We start from the raw sequence: 22199 nt of genomic DNA, 5'->3' as shown, positions 1-22199 counted from the left end.
ATGCCTGCTCTGGAAATCGAAATCATCAACAAGCTGGGCCTGCATGCCCGCGCTTCCGCAAAATTCGTCGGTGTGGCCGGTCAGTTCCCCTGCCAGATCAGAGCCGGGCGCACGCCTCAGTCCATGGTCGACGGTAAAAGCATCATGGCCATGATGATGCTCGCGGCCGGCAAGGGCACCAAGATCCATCTGAGTACGGAAGGCGAGCAGGAACAGGAAGCGATGGACGCGCTGGTGGCGTTGATCAACAACTTCTTCGACGAAGGCGAATAAAGGCTGCGATCTTTTTTCAGGCCAACGCCGTATCCATCACCATCATCAAACAAAACCCGATCATGGTAATGAGTACCAACCCCCCCCATAAAGTGCACACCCACCTCCTGTGGGAGCGGACTTGCTCGCGAAGAGGCCATCACATTCAACATCTCCGTTGACTGACACGCCGCCTTCGCGAGCAAGCCCGCTCCCACATTGGCTCTGTGCAACGCGCATAAAAAAAGGCGCGCCACCCAATGGGTGGCGCGCCTTTTTGTGTAACGGCCGGGGTTTAGCTACCCGCCACCGTCATCCGCTCGATCAACACCGAGCCGGTGCGAATGTTGCTGCGCAATTCCAGGTCATTACCCACCGCAACGATCTGCTTGAACATGTCGCGCATGTTGCCGGCGATGGTGACTTCCTGGACCGCGAACTGAATCTCGCCGTTCTCGACCCAATAACCCGCCGCACCGCGAGAGTAATCGCCGGTGACCATGTTCAGGCCCTGGCCCATCAGCTCGGTGACCAGCAAGCCCCGGCCCATGCGGCGCAGCAAAGCGGCTTGATCTTCCTCGCCATGGGTAACGAACAAGTTGTGCACGCCGCCGGCATTGGCGGTGCTCGGCATGCCGAGTTTACGGCCGGAGTACGTGCCAAGAATGTACGAGACCAATTCGCCTTTTTCGACGAACGGTTTGGCGTAGGTCGCGAGGCCATCACCATCGAACGCCGAACTGCCCATGGCACGCATCAAGTGCGGACGCTCATCGATGGTCAACCATTCCGGGAACAACTTCTGCCCAAGGGTGCCTTCCAGGAACGACGATTTGCGATACAGACTGCCGCCGGAAATCGCCGAAAGGAAACTGCCGAACAAGCCACCGGCCAGTTCAGCGGAAAACAATACCGGCACTTCACAGGTCGGCACCGGACGTGCGCCCAGACGGCTCGCTGCACGCTGCGCGGCACGCTGGCCAATGGTCACCGGATCAGTCAGCAAATTGCCCTGCCGGTTCACGTCGTACCAGTAATCGCGCTGCATCTGGCCGTCGGCCTCGGCGATCATCACGCAGCTCAAGCTGTGACGAGTCGAGGAGTAACCGCCAATAAAACCGTGGCTGTTGCCGTAAACGCGGCAGCCCTGGTGGGTGCTGAGTGTTGTGCCATCGGCGTTCTTGATCCGGCTGTCGGTGGCAAACGCGGCCGCCTCACAGCTCAAGGCCATCTCGATAGCTTGCTCCGGCGTGATGTCCCATTCGTGGAACAGGTCGAAATCCTGCAGATCCTTGGCCATCAGCGCAGCATCGGCCAGGCCTGCGGCTTCGTCTTCGGAGGTGTGTTTAGCGATGGCCAGTGCCGCAGCGACAGTTTCACGAATCGCTTCAGGGCCGCTGGCCGAGGTGCTGGCCGAGCCCTTGCGCTGGCCAACGTACAGAGTGATGCCGAAACCCTGATCGCGGTTGAATTCGACGGTTTCGACTTCGCGCTGACGCACCGATGTGGACAGGCCCTGCTCCAGGGACACCGCCACTTCACAGGCACTGGCCCCCTGACGCTTGGCTTCAGCGATGATCTGCTCGACTTGTTCTTGCAGTGCCGGCAACGCTTGTGGGCCGACGCTTTCAACTGCACTCATGCTGTTCTCCACTCAAATTCTGCTTTCGGTAAAGGCCTTCGAGCGACCGGGCCGGACAAGCGGCCCCCGACTGGTTATCATGGCGGCGTTTCTTTGCGGACGGCCACCATGGTTGATTCTTACGACGACTCCCTCGATACGGGAGAAAAAAGCAAATCCCAGGTTAAACGCGAGCTGCATGCTCTGGTTGACCTCGGCGAACGCCTTACAACGCTCAAGCCTGACTTGCTGGCAAAACTGCCTTTGACCGACGCTCTGCGCCGGGCTCTGGGCGATGCGCCCAAGCACACCGCGAATATCGCGCGTAAACGGCACCTTATGTTCATCGGCAAACTGATGCGCGATCAGGACACTGACGCCATTCTGACTTTGCTCGATCAACTCGATGCCTCCACCCGGCAGTACAACGAACGTTTCCATGGCCTGGAACGCTGGCGCGATCGCTTGATCGCGGGCGACGATGCAGTCCTGGAGAAGTTCGTACTCGACTACCCGGAGGCTGATCGTCAGCAATTGCGCTCCCTGATCCGTCAGGCCCAGCACGAACTGGCGACCAACAAGCCACCGGCATCGAGCCGTAAAATCTTCAAGTACATCCGTGAGCTGGACGAGACTCAACGCGGTCTGCGTTAAACCTCGTATCGGGTGAGTTGCCTCGCAACTCACCCGAAGCTCCATCCATCAAGATCCTGTGCCACCCACAGTGATCGCATCGATTTTCAGCGTTGGCTGGCCGACACCCACCGGCACCGACTGCCCATCCTTGCCGCACGTGCCCACGCCGCTGTCCAGCGCCAGGTCATTACCGACCATCGACACCTTGCTCATCGCCTCCGGCCCGTTGCCGATCAATGTCGCGCCTTTGACCGGCGCCGTAATCTTGCCGTCTTCGATCAGGTACGCCTCGCTGGTGGAGAACACGAACTTGCCACTGGTGATATCCACCTGACCGCCGCCAAGGTTGGCGCAGTAGATGCCGCGTTTCACCGACGCAATGATTTCCGCCGGATCGCTTTCGCCCGCCAGCATGTAGGTATTGGTCATGCGCGGCATCGGCAGGTGCGCGTAGGATTCGCGGCGACCGTTACCGGTGCGGGCCACGCCCATCAGGCGCGCATTGAGCTTGTCCTGCATGTAGCCTTTGAGTACGCCGTTTTCGATCAGCGTGGTGCACTCGGTCGGCGTGCCTTCGTCATCGACGCTCAACGAGCCACGGCGACCGGCCAGCGTGCCGTCATCGACGATGGTGCAGAGCTTGGACGCAACCATCTCGCCCATACGGCCGCTATAAGCGGAGCTGCCCTTACGGTTGAAATCGCCTTCCAGACCGTGACCGACCGCTTCGTGCAACAGCACACCGGACCAGCCCGACCCCAACACCACCGGCAACGTACCGGCCGGCGCCGGAATGGCTTCAAGGTTGACCAGCGCCTGACGCAGCGCCTCACGGGCGTAGCTCATGGCGCGGTCTTCGGCGAGGAAAAAACGGTAATCGGTGCGACCGCCGCCACCATGACCGCCGCGCTCGCGGCGACCGTTCTGCTCAACGATCACGCTGACATTGAAGCGGACCAGCGGCCGCACATCCGCCGCCAGGCTGCCGTCGGTCGAAGCCACAAGAATGCGTTCCCAGACACCGGCCATGCTCACGGTCACTTGCTGGATACGCGGATCGAGGGCCCGAGTGGCGACGTCGATACGCTTGAGCAGCTCGACTTTCTCGGCGCGGGTCAACACTTCCAATGGGTTATCCGGCCCGTACAACTGGGCGACATCCTGAGTGGTGAACGCCTGCACCGTGCCGTTCTGCCCGGCGCGGGAGATCGAACGAGCGGCACGCGCCGCCGCGCCCAAGGCTTCCAGGGTGATCGCATTGCTGTAGGCAAAACCGGTTTTCTCACCCGATTGCGCCCGCACGCCAACGCCCTGGTCGAGGTTGAAGCTGCCTTCCTTGACGATCCCGTCTTCCAGTGCCCAGGACTCGGAAATCTGCCCCTGGAAATACAGGTCGGCGGCATCGATGCCCGGGCCGGCCAGATCGCCGAGCACACCTTGCAGGCTCTCGATGGTGACGCCGCCAGGGGCCAGGAGGTGTTCACTGACAGAGGACAACAACTCGCTCATATGCTTTACGCCTTAAATTCATCGTTCTGAGGCAGGTCGCCGGGCGCCCTGCGAGAAAAAGCGCCGGTGACTGGACACCGGCATCCGCGTCCGGATGGACGCCTGTTCGCTGCTATCGCGTTCGGCCAGCAGCACGGCCTCGCCTTGATCCTGTTGCGCCAGCACTCGTCCCCACGGGTCGATGATCGCGGCATGGCCGAAGGTTTCTCGCGGCCCCGGATGCGTTCCACCCTGGGCAGCCGCGAGCACATAACACTGAGTCTCGATGGCCCGCGCACGAATCAGCACATCCCAATGCGCCGCGCCGGTCACCGCGGTAAAGGCCGACGGTGCGGTAATCAACTCCGCGCCGGCAGCGCGCAATTCACTGTAAAGCTCAGGGAAGCGCAGGTCGTAACACACTGTCAGGCCGACTCGACCGACGGGCGTGTCCGCGACCACCACGCCACTGCCATAAGCATAGTCATCGGATTCACGATAACGCCCGCGATTGTCCGCCACGTCCACGTCAAACAGGTGCAGCTTGTCGTAGCGCGCCACCGTTTCGCCCTGATCGTTGACCAGCAACGAGCAGGCATGCACTTTGGCCGTCGGTTGATCCACCGGCGGCAACGGCAATGTACCGGCCACTATCCATAACTTGAGGTCGCGGGCGGTCTGTTTCAACCAGGGCAGGATCGGACCTTCGCCCAATGCCTCGGCGCGGCCGATGTCAGCGATGTCACGGCGGCCCATGGCAGCGAAATTTTCCGGCAGCACAGCCAGCTTCGCGCCACCGGCCGCGCTTTGCTCGAGCAGCCGACGGGCCTGGGCCAGATTGGCCAGCACATCGCTCTGGCTGACCATTTGAATCACCGCGAAAGACATGGCTTTATCCCTAATTGAAATCAACACATATCTTGTAGGAGCGAGCTTGCTCGCGATGGACTTGATGACGACGCGTTTATCCAGAATGTACGCGTTATCGTTGACGTCCATCGCGAGCAAGCTCGCTCCTACAGGGGAATGTCGCTACGGCCATGCTACTCCATCGGCTCGCGTCAAAAAGGTTTGTCGAAGGTGATTTTCGGCTCTTTCCACGGGCCTTTGACGGTGTACTTCACGCTGGCGAAACGCGCCACGCGGTCACCGATCAGCTTGTCGATCAGAAACAACGCGCCACCGATGGCCGGTGCGCCGACGATCAACGCGGCAATCGGCAGGTTGTTGGTCACCGGCAAAGTCACCAGCAGTTTCGCATCGACCTGATCACCCACCAGATCCAATGTGCCATCAAGTTCCACATTGCTCGAAGGACCGGTCATCACAATCGGCTCGCGGGTCACGTAAACCCCGTTGGTCGCAACCAGCACGCCTTTGACCCGGTCATAACTCAGGCCTTTGCCAAACAGGTCGGAGAAGTCCAGACGCAAGCGCCGGCCGATGGAGTTGAAGTTGAGCAGGCCAAATACGCGCAACGCCTGGGCGCCGCCCTCGACTTCAATGAACTGGCCTTTATTCAGCGACGCATCGAGGGTGCCGGAGAAACGCTTGGTGGCCATCCACGCCGGAGAGCCGGGCCAGCGACCATCGACATCCATATGAAATTCTTCACTGGTGACACTCGGCGCAAAGCCCCAGCCTTTCAGCACATCCGCAAGGTTCTTGCCACTGACTCGCCCCTTGAACCAACTGGTGGATGCACCGGGCGCACCTTCCCAGCCGCCGTTGCCCTGCAACAGAATGCCTTTGAGGCCCAGATCCAGCGTATTGAGCGTAATGCCCTTGGCGGTCGGACGCACTTTCAGCGACCAGCCCCCGACCAGATCCTGCCCCTGGAACAGTTGATTGATGGTGATATCCAGCGCCGGGATTTTGGTCGAATCCACGGTAGCCAACGGATCCGGCGAGTTTTCATCGGCCAGGACCGTCGGGTCCGGCGCCGGCAGACGCACGTATTGCAGATTGATCGCGATCGGCGCGGCTTTCGCATTAGGAATAGCGGCGGTGCCCTTGACCTGCTGACTGTCGAGTTGCACCGCCCACGCCGTTGGCTTGCGGTTCACCCGCACCGACGCCTGATCGAGGGTGGTACCGATACCGCTGAGCTTGCCGACCTTGAAGTCCGCGCTGCTGAGCAACTGCTTGGCGCTGCCGCCCGGGTCCTGGCCGGCATACTTGTCCACCAGGTCTTTCCACGGGCCGACATCCAGCTCCGACAACACGCCGCGCACCCGCAGGCCTTTGGCACCGGGCAACACGGCGTCGCCGCCACCGAGGAACAATTCGCCGCGACCGTCGGCAAAATTGCCGGGCGGTGCTGCAAACGTGAAGTCCGCCAGCTCGCCGTACTTGACCCAGTAACGTCGCTCCGGTCCTTGCAGGGTCATGCGGAACGTCGTGTCGCGCCCGACGTCGGCAGCCATGCCGAACGGCGCCGGCAAATCCACCGCCACGCCTTGGAGGTTCGAATTGACCATCAACTGGCTGTCGGGGCCATCCAGGTTCAGTTGCAACTGATAAGGGATCAGGCCGGACACCGGCAACGGCTGGGTCACGCTCAGCCAGTCGGTGAGTTTTTTCACCTCGACCTGGCCCGAGGCGTTGACACGGGTCTTGATGTTGCCCGGGCTGCCATCGGCGAAAATCTGCGCCGTGACCGGTTTGTCAAAGGCGCGAGCGGTGATGTTCTGCCCGCTCAACCCCTTGGTGCTGTCGAAGCGGAAATCGCCCTTCAGCTGGGTCAGCTCAAGGGCGGGTTCGGCGAGTTTCAAGCGCGCCTTGGCGGTCTTGAAGTCGACGAGGATCTTCGGCTGTTCGCCTTTGACCAGCGGAATATCGAGTTTCAGCTTGCCCTGCAAATCACCCTCGCCTTCCCATCCGGCGAAGGTGGCGGCGGTGCCGATCGGCGCTTCCTGGAGGATTTTCAAGCCATCGCCAAGCCCGCCAGCGAACGCGCCGTCGAGGAACAGGTGGCTGCTTTGTCCGGCCGGAACATGGGGAATGTTGACGTAAATGTCACGCACCTGAGTGTCGAGCAACTGGCCTTTGCTGGCCAGAATCCGCACACCGCTGTCCTCGACAAATACATCCCCCGAGACCTTGCTGACATGCGGCCAACCTGGCTGGAAGGCCAGTTCGGCATCGTGAACCTTGAAGAACAGGCTGATGCTGCGAGCAGTGTCGGCGGCACCATGATTCAGCGAGCCCTGATACTGGAAGAATCCCTGATCTACCGCGCCTTTGAGAATGGCCGTACGCAGCCATTCGTCCAGCGCCGGGCTGAGCACTGCCGGCAGGTACTTGGCGGTGTATTTGCCGTCGCCCTCGACCATGCCGACCCGCAGGTCCATGTAGTCTTCCTGGGTGTGGTCGAAGTGCAGGCGAATCAGGAAATCCCCGGCAATCTTGCCCTCCTCGCCCAGCACCTTCAGGTACGGCGCGATCAGGGTGAAGCCTTCTTTATCGAGCTTCCAGGTCAGCCGGGCGTTGGCCTGAATGTATTGCCATGGCTTGGCGAAAATCGGGTCGAGGTGCAGGACAAAATCCTTGCTGTCCATGCGCAGTTCGCCATGGCCAAGGTCACCGCTGATGCTGCCGCTGACGTTCCGCGCTGCGGGGGCGCCGTGATAGGCATCAAAGCCAACCCGGTCGAGGTTGGCGGCAAAACTGACCTTGCTGTCGTCGGCGGCGTTGGGACGGAAGTCCATCAGAACGTTACGCAAACCACCCGTCACCTTGAGCTGCTCGACGGCGGTGGCAAGGCCTTCGGGCAATGGTCCCAGCGCATTCAGCAGCGGCGTGAGCGGGGTGAGGTCGAGGCGGTCGGCTTGCAGATGCCAGAGTTCTTCGGTCTTGTCAGTGGCCAGGCTTTGTTTGAGTTGCAGGCGCGATTCCCAGCGGGTTTCGCCGAAGTTCATGGACAGCGAGTCCACCGTCACCAGAAAGCCTTCGGCACTGCGCTGGAAATAGCTGTTGAGCGCCAGGTTGTTGATCTGGATCGGCTTGCGCTCGGCGTAGGCGCCTTTGAGCTGCGGCGCATTCAAGCGAATCGCGGCGCTTTGCAGCGCCCCTTTGCTCCAGTTGATCCAAAGTTCGCCACCGGCCTTGATCTCGGAAAAATTCCATTGTCGGGTCAGGCGTTCGGGTAGCCATTTCGCCCAGTCGCTTTGCGGCAGGCTCACGTAGGCGTCGGCCTCCCCATCCTTCCACTGGCTGGCGCGAATGCGTATCCGCAGGCTCATTGCTACCGGCTGACCGTCGGGCAGGGTCAGCCGCGCGTCGAGTCGCTGACGGGTGACGCCGGTTTTCAGATTCAGGCCAACGTAGGTCAAGGTGAGCGGCGGGTGATCCAGCGGCTGCAAGGTCACCTGGCTGTCGAGCACCGATAACTGCTGGACCATCTGCATGCGATTGAGCAGTTGTTCCGGATCCAGCGGCTGATCCTGCTGCACCGGCAAGCCTTCCAGCGCCCAATGACCGTCCTCGCCTTCCTTGAGGATGATCTTCAAACCGTTGAGTTCAAGGTGAGCGATGCGCACTTCACGAGCCAGCAGGCTTGCCCACAGATCCGGCACCGCACGTACCTGATCCAGACGCAGCGCGTTGGCGCCCTCGCCGACCATCACATCGTGAGCCAGCAGAATCGGCGCGAAGCCGTGCCAGTTACCTTCCAGTTCACCGATGTGCAGCGGCATGCCCAGAGCAGCGCCGGCTTTGACTTCGACTTCGGCCCGATACTCGGCCACCAGCGGCGTCAGCTCACGGCCGAGACTGACGTAAAGCGCCATCAGCACCAAAGCCAACGCGCACAGGCCCAGACCCCAGCGGGTCAGTGCGGCCAAAATGCGTGTCAGACGGTCCATGTCAGTTGGCTCCCATGGCAAAAATACTGCAAAAAGCTGAGGCCAGCCGTTCTAGTGAGGGTGAAGCACAGCGATTCAGAGCAGCACCACGTCGTATTGTTCCTGGGAATACATGGTTTCCACCTGGAACCGAATGGTGCGTCCGATAAAACCTTCAAGCTCGGCGACGTTGCCGGACTCCTCATCCAGCAGGCGGTCGACGACTTTCTGGTTCGCCAATACACGATAGCCCTCCGCCTGATAGGCGCGAGCCTCGCGGAGAATTTCGCGGAAGATTTCGTAGCAAACGGTTTCCGGCGTCTTGAGCTTGCCGCGACCCTGGCAGCTGGTGCACGGTTCGCACAACACTTGTTCGAGGCTTTCGCGGGTGCGCTTGCGGGTCATCTGCACCAGGCCCAACTCGGTGATGCCGATGATATTGGTCTTGGCGTGATCGCGCTCCAGTTGTTTCTCAAGCGTACGCAGCACCTGACGCTGGTGCTCTTCATCTTCCATGTCGATGAAGTCGATGATGATGATCCCGCCCAGATTGCGCAGGCGCAGCTGGCGAGCGATGGCGGTCGCGGCTTCGAGGTTGGTCTTGAAGATGGTTTCTTCAAGGTTGCGATGACCGACGAACGCCCCGGTGTTGACGTCGATGGTGCTCATGGCTTCAGCCGGGTCCACCACCAGGTAACCGCCGGACTTCAGCGGCACTTTGCGTTCGAGCGCTTTCTGGATTTCATCTTCGACGCCGTAAAGGTCGAAAATCGGCCGCTCGCCCGGGTAATGCTCCAGACGATCGGCGATTTCCGGCATCAGTTCGGCGACGAACTGCGTGGTTTTCTGGAAGGTTTCCCGGGAGTCGATGCGAATCTTCTCGATCTTCGGGCTCACCAGATCGCGCAAGGTGCGCAGGGCCAGGCCGAGGTCTTCGTAGATCACGCTCGGGGCGCCGATGGTTTTGATCTGTTCGTTGATCTGATCCCAGAGACGGCGCAGGTAGCGGATGTCCATGAGGATTTCATCGGCCCCGGCACCTTCGGCGGCGGTACGCAGGATGAAGCCGCCAGCCTCCTTGATGCCTTCTTTGGCCACGCAATCGGTAACCACTTGCTTGAGGCGTTCGCGCTCGGCTTCGTCTTCGATCTTCAGGGAAATACCGACATGCGAGGTGCGCGGCATGTACACCAGATAACGCGAAGGGATCGACAGTTGTGTGGTCAGGCGTGCGCCCTTGGAACCGATCGGGTCCTTGGTGACTTGCACTACCAGGCTCTGGCCTTCGTGAACCAGCGCGCTGATGCTTTCGACCGCAGGGCCTTCGCGCAGGGAAATTTCCGAGGCATGAATGAACGCGGCGCGATCAAGACCGATGTCGACGAAGGCCGCCTGCATGCCCGGCAATACCCGCACGACTTTGCCCTTGTAGATGTTGCCGACGATCCCGCGCTTTTGCGTGCGCTCGACGTGGACCTCTTGCAGGACACCGTTTTCAACCACCGCCACGCGCGATTCCATCGGCGTGATGTTGATCAGGATCTCTTCACTCATGGCAGGGTCTCGTTCAGGCATGTTCACGATAATGGCCGCATCTTGTCAGTACGACGCTCAGCGCGCGTTAAGGGTTTGCCAACAGGGTATGCCGAAATGGCCGAGCAGCTCAGCGGTTTCGCACAGCGGCAGTCCGACCACCGCCGAGTAGCTGCCATCGAGCCCGGCGACAAACACCGCGCCCAGTCCTTGAATGCCATAGCCACCGGCCTTGTCCCGAGGTTCGCCGCTGGCCCAGTAGGCCGCCGCTTCATTGAGATCGATGGGGCGAAAACGCACCAGGCTGCGCACAACCCGCGACTCGCAGCGCTCACCATCAAGCACGGCAATGGCGGTCAGCACTTCGTGCTCTTGACCGGCCAGCCTCATAAGCATGGCGCACGCATCGGCTTCGTCCACCGGTTTGCCAAGAATTTTCCCGTTGAGCACCACCGCGGTATCGGCGCCCAGCACGCAGAATGCTGCGTCGGACACGACCACGCCGCGCCCGGCTTCAGCCTTGCCGCGCGCGAGGCGCTCGACATAGGCCGACGGCGATTCATGATTCAAAGGGGTTTCATCGATGTCCGCGCTGATGGCGGAGAACGGCACGCCGATCTGCGTGAGCAGTTCACGCCGACGCGGCGAGCCTGAGGCCAGATAGAGCTGTTTCATCAAGACATCTCCCTTGTCGAGGTTATGGGCAAATGCCTGACCGATTTAATTGATTTTGTAGCGTCGACGCAGACCGCGCAAACCGAAGCTGATCCAAGGCCAGAGCAACGCGCTGACGAGTGCCGGCAAGACCAGCGCCAGCGTTGGCTGACGGTTGCCGGTCAGGGCGCTGAGCCAGAGTTGAACGAGCTGCGCGAGGCCGAAGATCACCAGGATCACCAGGCTCTGTTGCCACATAGGGAACATCCGCAGCCGCTGTTGCAGCGACAGCACCAGGAAAGTGATGAGCGTCAGGATCAATGCGTTCTGGCCCAGCAACGTGCCGTAGAGCACATCTTCGGCCAGGCCCAGGCACCACGCGGTGACCATGCCTACTTTCTGCGGCAGGGCCAGCGCCCAGAACGCCAGCAGCAAGGCGAGCCATAGCGGACGGAGGATTTCCATGAATTGCGGCAGCGGCGAAACGCTGAGCAGCATGCCGATGGCGAATGTCAGCCAGATCATCCAGCCGTTTCGGGAGGCGGTAGTACCGACCATTATTCTCTTCCCCCTGGGGTGACCGGCGCGGAGACAGGCGGTTTGGCTGCAGGCTTCACGACAGCGGGTTGCGTCGCCGGTGGCTTGGCGGCCGGAGTCGTCGCGGGCGGCTTGGCGGCGGCGGGATGTGCGGCGGCGGGTTTGGCCGGGGTTGTGGTAGCAGGCTGGGCCGGAGTTGCAGCCGCAGGCGCGACGACGGGAACGATGGGGACAGCAGCGGCAGCCGGGGCAATCACGGCAGCAGGCTTCGGCACGGTCGCGGGAATGATTGGCCCGCCGCCCTGTGCGTCCAGGTTTTCCTGGGCCTGGGCGGCATCATTGGCGCGCTCTTCCGGCGTACGGGTGTCGCTGAACACCAGCAGCAAGTAACGACTGCGGTTCAATGCCGCGGTCGGCACGGCGCGAACGATGGCGAACGGCTGGCCGGAATCGTGAATCACTTCCCTGACCGTCGCCACCGGGTAACCCGCCGGGAACCGCTGACCAAGGCCGGAGCTGACCAGCAGATCGCCTTCCTTGATATCCGCTGTGTCGGCAACGTGACGCAGCTCCAGGCGCTCCGGGTTGCCGGTGCCGCTGGCAATCGCTCGCAGACCGTTACGGTTCACCTGCACCGGAATGCTGTGGGTGGTGTCGGTCAGCAGCAGCACACGGGAGGTGTACGGCATCAACTCGACCACCTGACCCATCAGGCCGCGGGCATCGAGCACCGGCTGACCAAGGACCACACCGTCGCGCTCACCTTTATTGATGATGATGCGATGGGTGAAGGGGTTGGGGTCCATGCCGATCAACTCGGCCACTTCGACCTTCTCGTTGACCAGCGCGGAGGAATTCAGCAACTCGCGCAACCGAACGTTCTGCTCGGTGAGGGCAGCAAGCTTTTGCATGCGACCCTGCAACAGCAGGTTTTCGGTCTTGAGTTTTTCGTTTTCGGCGACCAGCTCGGTACGGCTGCCAAACTGGCTGGCCACACCTTGCCATAGCCGCTGCGGCAGGTCGGTGACCCAGTAAGACTGCATCAGCACCAGCGACATCTGGCTACGCACTGGCTTGAGCAGTGTGAAGCGGGCATCGACCACCATCAGCGCGACCGATAGCACGGCCAGCACCAACAAGCGCACGCCCAGTGAAGGCCCTTTGGTGAAAAGCGGTTTAATAAGCCGCTCCTCCCAGGCAATTGTTTTCTTTATTCATACGGCAGACCGGCCTGGATACGAATGACAGAAGATAAACGCCAACAGGCAGCACTGCAAAGTGCCGCCTGCGCGCTCAACAGCATAGAAGCGATCCGGCGACTTACTCGCTGGAAAGCAGATCCATGGTGTGTTTATCCATCATTTCCAATGCACGGCCACCGCCGCGAGCAACGCAGGTCAGCGGGTCTTCGGCAACGATCACCGGCAGACCTGTTTCCTGGGCCAGCAACTTGTCGAGGTCGCGCAGCAAGGCGCCACCACCGGTCAGTACCAGACCACGCTCGGCGATATCGGAAGCCAGCTCCGGAGGCGATTGCTCCAGTGCACTTTTCACCGCCTGAACGATGGTGGCCAGGGACTCTTGCAGAGCTTCCAGCACTTCATTGGAGTTCAGGGTGAATGCGCGTGGAACGCCTTCGGCCAGGTTACGGCCACGAACGTCGACTTCACGAATTTCGCCGCCCGGGTAGGCCGTACCGATTTCCTGCTTGATGCGCTCGGCGGTGGATTCGCCGATCAGGCTGCCGTAGTTGCGACGCACGTAGGTGATGATCGCTTCGTCGAAGCGGTCGCCGCCAACCCGTACGGATTCGGCGTAAACCACACCATTCAGGGAGATCAGCGCGATTTCAGTGGTACCACCACCGATATCGACGACCATCGAACCGCGGGCTTCTTCAACCGGCAGGCCGGCACCGATCGCAGCGGCCATTGGCTCTTCGATCAGGAACACTTCACGTGCGCCGGCACCAAGGGCCGATTCACGGATGGCGCGACGCTCAACCTGAGTGGATTTGCAGGGAACGCAGATCAGCACACGAGGGCTCGGCTGCAGGAAGCTGTTTTCGTGAACCTTGTTGATGAAGTATTGCAGCATCTTTTCGCAGACGCTGAAGTCGGCAATGACGCCGTCCTTCATCGGACGAATGGCCGCGATGTTGCCCGGCGTACGGCCGAGCATGCGCTTGGCCTCGGTGCCGACAGCAACGACACTTTTCTGGTTACCGTGTGTCCGAATAGCCACAACCGATGGCTCATTCAGGACGATTCCGCGCTCGCGCACGTAAATAAGGGTGTTGGCAGTGCCCAGGTCAATGGAGAGATCGCTGGAAAACATGCCACGCAGTTTCTTGAACATGGGAAAGGGACCCTAGGCAACGCGTGGGTAAAAAAGTGCGGCAAACTCTAACAACGACAGGGATTTTGGGCAAGGCGCCAATATGTTAAATTGGCCGCTTTTCTGTGCACCAACCCCCACAATCGCGGCCTTATGACCGTAGAAATGCGGTAGTGTTCCGACAATCTAACACACGGATAGCCTCCGTTCTGTTTTCCTTCCACTGGAGAATCCCATGACGCTTGAACGCTCCGACGTGGAAAAAATCGCTCATCTGGCCTGTCTGGGCCTCAATGATGCCGATCTTCCACACATCACTTCGGCCCTGAACAGCATTCTGGGACTGGTCGACGAAATGCAGGCGGTCAATACCGACGGTATCGAGCCGCTCGCCCACCCACTGGAAGCCAGCCAGCGCCTGCGTGCAGACGTCGTGACCGAGACCAATCATCGCGAGGCCTACCAGTCCATCGCACCAGCGGTCGAAAACGGCCTGTACCTGGTTCCGAAAGTCATCGACTAAAGGGAAAGAGCCTGCAATGCATCAATTGACTCTGGCCGAGATCGCCCGCGGACTCGCCGATAAAAAGTTTTCTTCCGAAGAGCTGACCAAAACCCTGCTGGCGCGTATCGCCCAGCTTGATCCTCAGCTCAACAGCTTCATCAGCCTCACCGAAGAGCTGGCGCTCCAGCAGGCGAAAGCCGCTGACGCACGCCGGGCCAATGGTGAGAGCGGCGCCCTGCTCGGCGCGCCGATCGCCCACAAAGACCTGTTCTGCACCCAGGGCATCCGCACCAGCTGCGGCTCGAAGATGCTCGACAATTTCAAAGCACCGTACGACGCCACCGTGGTTGCCAAACTGGCGGCTGCCGGCGCTGTGACGCTGGGCAAGACCAACATGGACGAATTTGCCATGGGCTCGGCCAACGAGTCGAGCTACTACGGCGCGGTGAAAAACCCGTGGAACCTGGAACACGTTCCGGGCGGTTCGTCCGGTGGTTCGGCTGCGGCAGTCGCGGCGCGCCTGTTGCCGGCGGCGACCGGCACGGACACGGGCGGTTCGATCCGTCAGCCCGCGGCCCTGACCAACCTCACCGGCCTGAAACCGACGTACGGTCGCGTTTCGCGCTGGGGCATGATCGCTTACGCCTCCAGCCTCGATCAGGGCGGCCCATTGGCCCGCACCGCTGAAGACTGCGCGATCCTGCTGCAAGGCATGGCCGGTTTCGACCCGCAGGACTCCACCAGCATCGACGAGCCCGTGCCTGATTACAGCGCCAGCCTCAACGGTTCGCTGCAAGGCCTGCGCATCGGCGTGCCGAAGGAATACTTCAGCGCCGGCCTGGACCCGCGTATCGCCGACCTGGTCATGGCCAGTGTCGAAGAGTTGAAAAAGCTCGGCGCCGTGATCAAGGAAATCAGCCTGCCGAACATGCAGCACGCGATCCCTGCGTACTACGTGATCGCCCCGGCAGAAGCCTCTTCCAACCTGTCGCGTTTCGACGGCGTGCGTTTCGGCCATCGCTGCGAAGACCCGAAAAACCTGGAAGACCTGTACAAGCGCTCCCGTGGCGAAGGTTTCGGCCCGGAAGTGCAGCGCCGGATCATGGTCGGTGCCTACGCGCTGTCGGCCGGTTACTACGACGCCTACTACCTGAAGGCGCAGAAGATTCGTCGCTTGATCAAGAACGACTTCATGACCGCCTTCAACGAGGTCGACATCATCCTCGGCCCAACCACGCCGAACCCGGCCTGGAAGCTCGGCGCCAAGAACAGCGACCCGGTCGCTGCGTACCTGGAAGACGTCTACACCATCACCGCCAACCTCGCCGGTCTGCCGGGCTTGTCCATGCCAGCCGGTTTTGTCGACGGTCTGCCGGTCGGCGTGCAATTGCTCGCCCCGTATTTCCAGGAAGGCCGCTTGCTCAACGTTGCGCACCAGTATCAGCTGAACACTGACTGGCACACCCGCACCCCAACCGGCTTCTGAGGAGAAACACATGCAATGGGAAGTCGTGATCGGGCTGGAGATTCATACCCAGCTCACCACCCGGTCGAAAATCTTTTCCGGTAGTTCCACCACTTTCGGTTCCGAGCCGAACACCCAGGCCAGCCTGGTTGACCTCGGCATGCCCGGTGTACTGCCGGTACTGAACCAGGAAGCGGTGCGCATGGCGGTGATGTTCGGTCTGGCTATCGATGCCGAGATCGGCCAGCACAACGTGTTCGCCCGTAAAAACTATTTCTACCCGGACCTGCCGAAGGGCTACCAGATCAGCCAGATGGAATTGCCGATCGTCGGCAAGGGCCACCTGGACATCGCGCTGGACGACGGCACGATCAAACGTGTCGGCGTGACCCGTGCGCACCTGGAAGAAGACGCCGGTAAAAGCCTGCACGAAGAGTTCAACGGCGCCACCGGCATCGACCTGAACCGTGCCGGCACGCCGCTGCTGGAAATCGTTTCCGAGCCGGACATGCGCAGCGCCAAGGAAGCCGTGGCCTACGTCAAGACGATCCACGCGCTGGTGCGTTACCTGGGCATCTGCGACGGCAACATGGCCGAAGGTTCGCTGCGTTGCGACTGCAACGTGTCGATCCGTCCGAAGGGCCAGGTTGAATATGGCACCCGCTGCGAGATCAAGAACGTCAACTCGTTCCGCTTCATCGAGAAGGCGATCAACAGCGAAGTGCAGCGTCAGATCGAACTGATCGAAGACGGCGGCAAGGTGATCCAGCAGACCCGCCTGTACGATCCGAACAAGGACGAAACCCGTCCGATGCGCAGCAAAGAGGAAGCCAACGACTACCGTTACTTCCCCGATCCGGACCTGCTGCCGGTGGTCATCGAGGACTCGTTCCTCGACGACGTGCGCGCAACACTGCCGGAATTGCCACCGCAGAAACGCGAGCGTTTCCAGGAGCAGTTCGGTCTGTCGGTCTACGACGCCAGCGTCCTGGCCACCAGCCGCGAGCAAGCCGATTACTTCGAGAAAGTCGTGAGCATCAGCGGCGACGCGAAGCTGGCGGCCAACTGGGTGATGGTTGAACTGGGCAGCCTGTTGAACAAACAGGGCCTGGATATCGAGCAGTCGCCGGTTTCGGCCGAGCAACTGGGCGGCATGCTGCTGCGCATCAAGGACAACACCATCTCCGGCAAGATCGCCAAGGTGGTGTTTGAAGCGATGGCCAATGGCGAAGGTAGTGCGGACGAGATCATCGACAAGCGCGGTCTGAAGCAAGTGACCGACAGCGGCGCGATCTCGGCAGTGCTGGACGAAATGCTCGCGGCCAACGCCGAGCAGGTCGAACAATACCGCGCGGCAGACGAAGCCAAACGCGGCAAGATGTTCGGCTTCTTCGTCGGCCAGGCCATGAAAGCCTCCAAAGGCAAGGCCAACCCGCAACAGGTCAACGAACTGCTGAAAAGCAAGCTCGAAGGCTGATCGGAATGGAGCCAGATATTACGCCTGGCTCAAATCCCTGTGGGAGCGGGCTTGCTCGCGAAAGCGTCGTGTCAGTCGATGTAAGTGTCTACTGGCAGACCGCTTTCGCGAGCAAGCCCGCTCCCACATTTGTATGTGGAAACTTTTGAATGAAGCGTCTACTTGGCGTCTGCGCCCTGCTCTCGCTGCTGGCCGGTTGCGCCAGCACCGATGTTGTCGATCCACACGGCTACGACCAGACAGGCGTGGCGTCCTACTACGGTGCCAAACACCAGGGCAAACGCACCGCCAGCGGTGAACGTTTCAACAAGAATTCCCTGACCGCCGCCCACCGCCAACTACCCTTTGGTACGCGGGTGAAGATCACTAATCTGAAGAACGACAAGTCCTGCGTGGTGCGTATCAACGATCGCGGGCCGCACACTCGCGGGCGCCTGATTGACTTGTCTCATGAAGCCGCCGAGCAACTGGGCATGCTCAAAAGCGGCACCGCACGGGTTCGCGTGCAAGCCCTCGACTGACTGACGGAGCCCCAACCATTTTCGGACTCACCGACATTCCCCTGCTCAGCCTGATTGAACTGCTCAGCGGCCTGGTTTTACTGATCGCCGGCGCCGAGCTGATGGTGCGCGCCGCCGTGCGCCTGGCCGCGCGACTGCATGTGCGACCACTGATCATCGGCCTGACCATCGTCGCCCTCGGCAGCAGCGCGCCGCAGATGGCGGTCAGCCTGCAAGCCACGCTGGCACAGAACGCCGACATCGCCGTCGGCAGCGTGATTGGCAGTAGCATCTTCAACATCCTCGTCACGCTGGGCCTCTCGGCGCTGATCATCCCGCTGCGGGTTTCGCGGGAACTGGTGCGCCTCGACATTCCGTTGATGATCGGTGCCAGCCTGCTGGTGTTCGTGCTGGCGTGGAATAAAGAACTGACCCGGGTCGATGGCGTGATGCTGCTGACGGCGTTGGCGCTGTATCTGGGCTTGTTGCTGCGACAGTCGCGGCACTCGGTCCGTCCGCAATCGACCTCCCACGAAGGCCCTGAAGCTCCGTGGCTCACCAGCCTGCTGATGATCGTCGTCGGCCTCGCGATGCTGGTGTACGCAGGGCACTTGCTGTTGGTCGCCGCGGTATCGGTCGCCACTGACCTGGGGCTGTCGGAACGGATCATCGGCCTGACCATCGTCGCCGTCAGCACGTCCCTGCCGGAGCTGGCCACATCGTTGATCGCAGCGTTGCGCGGTCAGCGCGAGATCGCCGTGGGCAACGTGATCGGTAGCAACCTGCTCAACCTTTTGGGCGTGCTGGGCGTCACTGCGCTGATTGCGCCGTCGCCGTTGTCGGTCTCGCCCAATGCGCTGGCTTTCGACTTGCCGGTGATGCTCGGCGTCGCGGCGCTGTGCCTGCCGGTGTTCTATTCCGGTTACCGGGTGACCCGCGCCGAAGGTCTGCTGTTTTTGGGTTTGTACCTGGCTTACGGTCTGCACGTGGTGTCGTTCACCACCGGCATGCCACTGGCCGGCAAGCTTGAACACCTGATGCTGTTTTTCGTCCTGCCGGCGCTGGTGGCGTTTCTGCTGTTCACGTCGCTGCGCGCCTGGCGTCGCCAACACCACAAGAGGGAATTGCCATGACCGACCCTAAAAAGCCCGGCGTTGAAGTCCGCCGCCAAGTGATGGGCGACGCCTTCGTCGACCGCGCGTTGGGCAATGCCACCGAGTTCACCCAGCCGTTGCAGGATTTCGTCAATGAACACGCCTGGGGCGGCGTGTGGAATCGCGAAGGTCTGCCGCTGAAGACCCGCAGCCTGATCACCCTCGCCGCGCTGACCGCGCTGAAGTGCCCGCAGGAATTGAAAGGTCACGTGCGCGGTGCGCTGAACAACGGCTGCACGGTGGAAGAGATTCGTGAGGCGCTGCTGCATTGCGCTGTGTATGCCGGTGTGCCGGCGGCGATCGATGCGTTTCGGGCGGCGCAGGAAGTGATCGACAACTATCAGAAGCCCGAGTAATTAACCGGCATTTGTGGTGACTGTCCGGCCGTCTTCGCGAGCAAGCCCGCTCCCACATTTGATCGCATTCCTTCTGGCAGTACACGGTCGAATGTGGGAGCGGGCTTGCTCGCGAAGAGGCCCTGGAAATCACCGCAAATTCTGAAACTAAATCCACCCACCCCACTGCAACAAAAAGATCCCGATATTGGTGGTCACCGCCGCCATCAACGTGGTGATCACAATGATCGCCGCCGCCAGTTCATGATTGCCGTTGGCCGCCCGTGCCATGACAAAACTCGCCGCCGCAGTCGGGCTACCGAAGTACAGGAACAGAATTCCCAACTCCGCCCCGCGAAAGCCCCAGAGCCACGCGCCAAGCGTCGCCAGCACCGGCAAACCGATCATCTTCACCAGACTTGAACTCAGCGCCATCGAGCCGCTCTTGCGCATCGCCGCCAGCGACAGCGTGCCGCCGATGCAGATCAACGCCAACGGCAACGTGGTTTGCGCCAGGTACTGACCGGACGTCTCCAGCCAGCCCGGCAAACCAATCTTGAAATACGCAAATGGCGCCGCCGCAAACACGCTGATGATCAACGGGTTAATCATCACGCTTTTGCAGATGCTCCACGGATCGGACTTGATCACCGGGCTGTACACCGCCAGCACAATGGTCGAGAGCGTGTTGTAAAACAGGATCACCAGCGCCGCGAGAATCGCTCCGAGGGAAATCCCGTAATCGCCGTACATGCTCGCCGCCAGTGCGAGGCCGATGACGCCGTTGTTGCCGCGAAAGGCGCCTTGGGTGTAGATCCCCCGGTCCTCACGCGGACACTTCCAGATCGCCCAGCCCCAGGCGATGGCAAAACACATCAGCGTCGCAATCGAGAAATAGATCAGCAGCGCCGGTTGCAGCGCGGCGTGCAGGTCGGCATGCAGGATGCCCAGAAACAGCAACGCCGGCATGGTGACGTTGAACACCAGGGCCGACGCGGTGTGGATGAAGTTGTCGTTGATCCAGTCGATGCGCTTGAGCAGCACCCCCAGAAACAGCATGGCAAACACCGGCGCGGTGATGTTCAGGGTTTCGAGGAAGATTGCCAGCATGCCGGGAGTTACCTTGGGTGGGCGTCGTTAGGGGGCTAATGATAAGCCACTGAAGACTTCGGCGTCTGGCAGATCGCCTTCGCGAGCAAGCCCGCTCCCACAGGGGATCTACTTTGTTGCACAAATTATGTGAACACCGAAGATCACTGTGGGAGCGGGCTTGCTCGCGATGCAGGCGACTCGGTCTTAGGTGATCGGCGCAGGGTTAAACAGGGTAATGTCGTTATGCAGCTTGTGCCTCTCGGCCCACGTCTGCTTCTTGCCGCTGGCCACATCCAGGTAGTAGTGAAACAACTCCCACCCAAGATCCTCGATCGACGCCCGCCCGGTCGCAATCCGCCCGGCATCGATGTCGATCAGGTCCGGCCAGCGCTGCGCCAGTTCAGTCCGGGTCGACACCTTCACCACCGGCGCCATCGCCAAACCATACGGCGTACCGCGCCCGGTGGTGAACACATGCAGGTTCATCCCCGCCGCCAGTTGCAACGTCCCGCAGACAAAATCACTGGCCGGGGTCGCGCAGAAAATCAGTCCTTTGCGCTTGAAGCGTTCGCCGGGGCCCAGCACTCCGTTGATCGCGCTGCTGCCGGATTTGACGATCGAGCCCAACGACTTCTCGACAATGTTCGACAACCCGCCCTTCTTGTTGCCCGGCGTGGTGTTGGCGCTGCGGTCCGCTTCGCCCTTTGCCAGGTAACGGTCGTACCAGTCCATTTCCCGCACCAGCTCCTGAGCGACTTCCTCGGTTTCCGCGCGGGACGTCAGCAGGTAAATCGCGTCACGCACTTCGGTGACTTCGGAAAACATCACCGTCGCGCCCGCACGTAGCAACAGGTCCGAGGCGTAACCCAGCGCCGGGTTTGCCGTGATCCCGGAGAACGCATCACTGCCGCCGCACTGCATGCCGAGGATCAGCTCGGACGCCGGCACGGTTTCCCGGCGACGTTGATCGAGCTTCTTCAAACGGGTTTCGGCCAGCGCCATGATCTGCTCGATCATCTCGGTGAAACCGTGACTCGAATCCTGCAAGCGATACAGCCACGGATCACGCAAATCCACCGAGCTGTCGTTCTCGTGCATCACCTGCCCGGCCTGCAATTTCTCGCAGCCCAAACTGATCACCAATGCCTCGCCACCCAAATTCGGGTTGCGCGCCAGGTTGCGCACGGTACGGATCGGGATGTACGCGTCGGTGGCGGTAATCGCCACGCCGCAGCCGTAACTGTGGGTCAGCGCGACCACGTCATCGACGTTCGGATAAAGCGGCAGCAACTCATCCTTGATGCGCTTGACCGCATGATCCAGAACGCCGGTGACGCACTGAACCGTGGTGGTAATCCCGAGAATGTTGCGCGTGCCGACGGTGCCGTCGGCGTTGCGATAACCCTCGAATGTGAAACCTTCCAGCGGTGCCTGCGCGGCTGGCACTTCGGTGGACAGCGGCAAGCTGTCCAGCGGTGGCGCGGTGGGCATGCGCAGTTGATCTTCCTTGACCCAGCTGCCGCGCGGAATCGGCTGCAACGCGTAGCCAATGACCTGGCCGTAACGAATCACCTGGCCGCCCTCGGGAATATCCTCGAGAGTGACCTTGTGGCTCTGCGGCACGAAATCCACGGTGACCAGGCCGTCCGGAAATTCGGTGCCGGCCGGCACGCCCTGATCATTGACCACGATGACGACGTTGTCCCGCTCGTGGAGGCGGATGTAGCGCGGCGAGTCGGAATGTTCAATCAACTGCATGACGCCGCTCC

The 22199-nt window shown here is 61.1% G+C and carries 19 protein-coding genes; 8 read left to right on the top strand and 11 right to left on the bottom strand.

Annotated elements, in window-relative coordinates:
* Window positions 1-273, top strand: coding sequence for an HPr family phosphocarrier protein (locus tag ACA073_RS04200; protein ID WP_019691890.1), 273 nt, complete (start codon window positions 1-3; stop codon window positions 271-273).
* A 274-nt stretch (window positions 274-547) separates the two neighbouring features.
* On the opposite strand, the gene pmbA is transcribed toward ACA073_RS04200, so the two are convergent.
* On the bottom strand, window positions 548-1894 hold the full coding sequence (gene pmbA, locus ACA073_RS04195; RefSeq protein ID WP_497401860.1) for a metalloprotease PmbA: 1347 nt from the start codon (window positions 1892-1894) through the stop codon (window positions 548-550).
* Between the two features lie 108 nt (window positions 1895-2002).
* Here pmbA and yjgA point away from each other — a divergent pair, with 108 nt between their 5' ends.
* Entirely contained in the window at window positions 2003-2527 is a 525-nt protein-coding gene (gene yjgA / locus ACA073_RS04190; RefSeq protein ID WP_008026892.1) for a ribosome biogenesis factor YjgA, read from the top strand.
* 48 nt (window positions 2528-2575) lie between these two features.
* On the opposite strand, the gene tldD is transcribed toward yjgA, so the two are convergent.
* The 8 genes from tldD to mreB all read right to left on the bottom strand — a co-directional run bounded on the left by tldD (window position 2576) and on the right by mreB (window position 13923).
* The gene (tldD, locus tag ACA073_RS04185; protein ID WP_497401858.1) at window positions 2576-4018 is read right to left on the bottom strand and encodes a metalloprotease TldD; all 1443 of its coding nucleotides are present in this window, start codon (window positions 4016-4018) and stop codon (window positions 2576-2578) included.
* Window positions 4019-4036: 18 nt separating this feature from the next.
* Window positions 4037-4885, bottom strand: coding sequence for a carbon-nitrogen hydrolase family protein (locus ACA073_RS04180; protein WP_497401856.1), 849 nt, complete (start codon window positions 4883-4885; stop codon window positions 4037-4039).
* A gap of 173 nt (window positions 4886-5058) precedes the next feature.
* Window positions 5059-8862 carry a YhdP family protein gene (locus tag ACA073_RS04175; protein ID WP_497401854.1) on the bottom strand — a complete coding sequence of 1268 codons (3804 nt, stop codon included), beginning with the start codon at window positions 8860-8862 and terminating at the stop codon, window positions 5059-5061.
* Between the two features lie 75 nt (window positions 8863-8937).
* Complete coding sequence (gene rng, locus ACA073_RS04170) at window positions 8938-10395, bottom strand: ribonuclease G (RefSeq protein WP_497401852.1); 1458 nt, start codon at window positions 10393-10395, stop codon at window positions 8938-8940.
* A 57-nt stretch (window positions 10396-10452) separates the two neighbouring features.
* Window positions 10453-11049, bottom strand: a complete 597-nt coding sequence (locus ACA073_RS04165) for a Maf family protein (RefSeq protein WP_497401850.1) — start codon at window positions 11047-11049, stop codon at window positions 10453-10455.
* A gap of 45 nt (window positions 11050-11094) precedes the next feature.
* Window positions 11095-11586, bottom strand: a complete 492-nt coding sequence (mreD, locus tag ACA073_RS04160; RefSeq protein WP_497401848.1) for a rod shape-determining protein MreD — start codon at window positions 11584-11586, stop codon at window positions 11095-11097.
* The gene (mreC, locus tag ACA073_RS04155; protein ID WP_497403984.1) at window positions 11586-12746 is read right to left on the bottom strand and encodes a rod shape-determining protein MreC; all 1161 of its coding nucleotides are present in this window, start codon (window positions 12744-12746) and stop codon (window positions 11586-11588) included. Before mreC ends, mreD begins: the two co-directional genes overlap by 1 nt.
* A 139-nt stretch (window positions 12747-12885) precedes the next feature.
* On the bottom strand, window positions 12886-13923 hold the full coding sequence (gene mreB, locus ACA073_RS04150; protein ID WP_015093487.1) for a rod shape-determining protein MreB: 1038 nt from the start codon (window positions 13921-13923) through the stop codon (window positions 12886-12888).
* A gap of 214 nt (window positions 13924-14137) precedes the next feature.
* Between mreB and gatC the strand changes: the two genes are divergently transcribed.
* The 6 genes from gatC (at window position 14138) to ACA073_RS04120 (ending at window position 19359) form a co-directional block, all read left to right on the top strand.
* Complete coding sequence (gatC, locus tag ACA073_RS04145) at window positions 14138-14425, top strand: Asp-tRNA(Asn)/Glu-tRNA(Gln) amidotransferase subunit GatC (RefSeq protein ID WP_008026876.1); 288 nt, start codon at window positions 14138-14140, stop codon at window positions 14423-14425.
* A gap of 16 nt (window positions 14426-14441) precedes the next feature.
* The gene (gene gatA, locus ACA073_RS04140) at window positions 14442-15893 is read left to right on the top strand and encodes an Asp-tRNA(Asn)/Glu-tRNA(Gln) amidotransferase subunit GatA (protein ID WP_461951882.1); all 1452 of its coding nucleotides are present in this window, start codon (window positions 14442-14444) and stop codon (window positions 15891-15893) included.
* A gap of 10 nt (window positions 15894-15903) precedes the next feature.
* Complete coding sequence (gatB, locus tag ACA073_RS04135) at window positions 15904-17349, top strand: Asp-tRNA(Asn)/Glu-tRNA(Gln) amidotransferase subunit GatB (protein ID WP_497401845.1); 1446 nt, start codon at window positions 15904-15906, stop codon at window positions 17347-17349.
* Window positions 17350-17498: 149 nt separating this feature from the next.
* Window positions 17499-17870: a septal ring lytic transglycosylase RlpA family protein gene (locus ACA073_RS04130; protein ID WP_497401843.1), complete on the top strand. Its 372-nt coding sequence runs from the start codon at window positions 17499-17501 to the stop codon at window positions 17868-17870.
* Window positions 17871-17920: 50 nt separating this feature from the next.
* Window positions 17921-18982: a calcium/sodium antiporter gene (locus ACA073_RS04125; RefSeq protein ID WP_497403982.1), complete on the top strand. Its 1062-nt coding sequence runs from the start codon at window positions 17921-17923 to the stop codon at window positions 18980-18982.
* Window positions 18979-19359 (top strand): carboxymuconolactone decarboxylase family protein, encoded by a 381-nt coding sequence (locus ACA073_RS04120; RefSeq protein WP_497401841.1) that lies wholly within the window; start codon window positions 18979-18981, stop codon window positions 19357-19359. Before ACA073_RS04125 ends, ACA073_RS04120 begins: the two co-directional genes overlap by 4 nt.
* A 147-nt stretch (window positions 19360-19506) precedes the next feature.
* On the opposite strand, the gene ACA073_RS04115 is transcribed toward ACA073_RS04120, so the two are convergent.
* Together ACA073_RS04115 and garD are read right to left on the bottom strand one after the other, a co-directional pair.
* Window positions 19507-20448 carry an AEC family transporter gene (locus ACA073_RS04115; RefSeq protein WP_497401839.1) on the bottom strand — a complete coding sequence of 314 codons (942 nt, stop codon included), beginning with the start codon at window positions 20446-20448 and terminating at the stop codon, window positions 19507-19509.
* A 186-nt stretch (window positions 20449-20634) separates the two neighbouring features.
* Window positions 20635-22188, bottom strand: a complete 1554-nt coding sequence (gene garD / locus ACA073_RS04110; RefSeq protein WP_497401837.1) for a galactarate dehydratase — start codon at window positions 22186-22188, stop codon at window positions 20635-20637.
* Window positions 22189-22199 lie beyond the last annotated feature (11 nt).

The sequence above is a fragment of the Pseudomonas sp. LBUM1670 genome, assembly GCF_059695695.1.
Note: the sequence above shows the minus strand (reverse complement) of the source record. Positions and strands in the feature narration are given on the sequence as shown.

What these genes read in the sequence shown, in the direction of transcription:
- ACA073_RS04175 (WP_497401854.1), bottom strand. Translation starts at nt 8,862, where the DNA reads ATGGACCGTCTGACACGCATTTTGGCCGCACTGACCCGCTGGGGTCTG.
- mreB (WP_015093487.1), bottom strand. Translation starts at nt 13,923, where the DNA reads ATGTTCAAGAAACTGCGTGGCATGTTTTCCAGCGATCTCTCCATTGAC.
- ACA073_RS04165 (WP_497401850.1), bottom strand. Translation starts at nt 11,049, where the DNA reads ATGAAACAGCTCTATCTGGCCTCAGGCTCGCCGCGTCGGCGTGAACTG.
- gatA (WP_461951882.1), top strand. Translation starts at nt 14,442, where the DNA reads ATGCATCAATTGACTCTGGCCGAGATCGCCCGCGGACTCGCCGATAAA.
- ACA073_RS04115 (WP_497401839.1), bottom strand. Translation starts at nt 20,448, where the DNA reads ATGCTGGCAATCTTCCTCGAAACCCTGAACATCACCGCGCCGGTGTTT.
- tldD (WP_497401858.1), bottom strand. Translation starts at nt 4,018, where the DNA reads ATGAGCGAGTTGTTGTCCTCTGTCAGTGAACACCTCCTGGCCCCTGGC.
- mreD (WP_497401848.1), bottom strand. Translation starts at nt 11,586, where the DNA reads ATGGTCGGTACTACCGCCTCCCGAAACGGCTGGATGATCTGGCTGACA.
- gatC (WP_008026876.1), top strand. Translation starts at nt 14,138, where the DNA reads ATGACGCTTGAACGCTCCGACGTGGAAAAAATCGCTCATCTGGCCTGT.
- garD (WP_497401837.1), bottom strand. Translation starts at nt 22,188, where the DNA reads ATGCAGTTGATTGAACATTCCGACTCGCCGCGCTACATCCGCCTCCAC.
- ACA073_RS04180 (WP_497401856.1), bottom strand. Translation starts at nt 4,885, where the DNA reads ATGTCTTTCGCGGTGATTCAAATGGTCAGCCAGAGCGATGTGCTGGCC.
- gatB (WP_497401845.1), top strand. Translation starts at nt 15,904, where the DNA reads ATGCAATGGGAAGTCGTGATCGGGCTGGAGATTCATACCCAGCTCACC.
- ACA073_RS04130 (WP_497401843.1), top strand. Translation starts at nt 17,499, where the DNA reads ATGAAGCGTCTACTTGGCGTCTGCGCCCTGCTCTCGCTGCTGGCCGGT.
- rng (WP_497401852.1), bottom strand. Translation starts at nt 10,395, where the DNA reads ATGAGTGAAGAGATCCTGATCAACATCACGCCGATGGAATCGCGCGTG.
- ACA073_RS04120 (WP_497401841.1), top strand. Translation starts at nt 18,979, where the DNA reads ATGACCGACCCTAAAAAGCCCGGCGTTGAAGTCCGCCGCCAAGTGATG.
- pmbA (WP_497401860.1), bottom strand. Translation starts at nt 1,894, where the DNA reads ATGAGTGCAGTTGAAAGCGTCGGCCCACAAGCGTTGCCGGCACTGCAA.
- ACA073_RS04200 (WP_019691890.1), top strand. Translation starts at nt 1, where the DNA reads ATGCCTGCTCTGGAAATCGAAATCATCAACAAGCTGGGCCTGCATGCC.
- yjgA (WP_008026892.1), top strand. Translation starts at nt 2,003, where the DNA reads ATGGTTGATTCTTACGACGACTCCCTCGATACGGGAGAAAAAAGCAAA.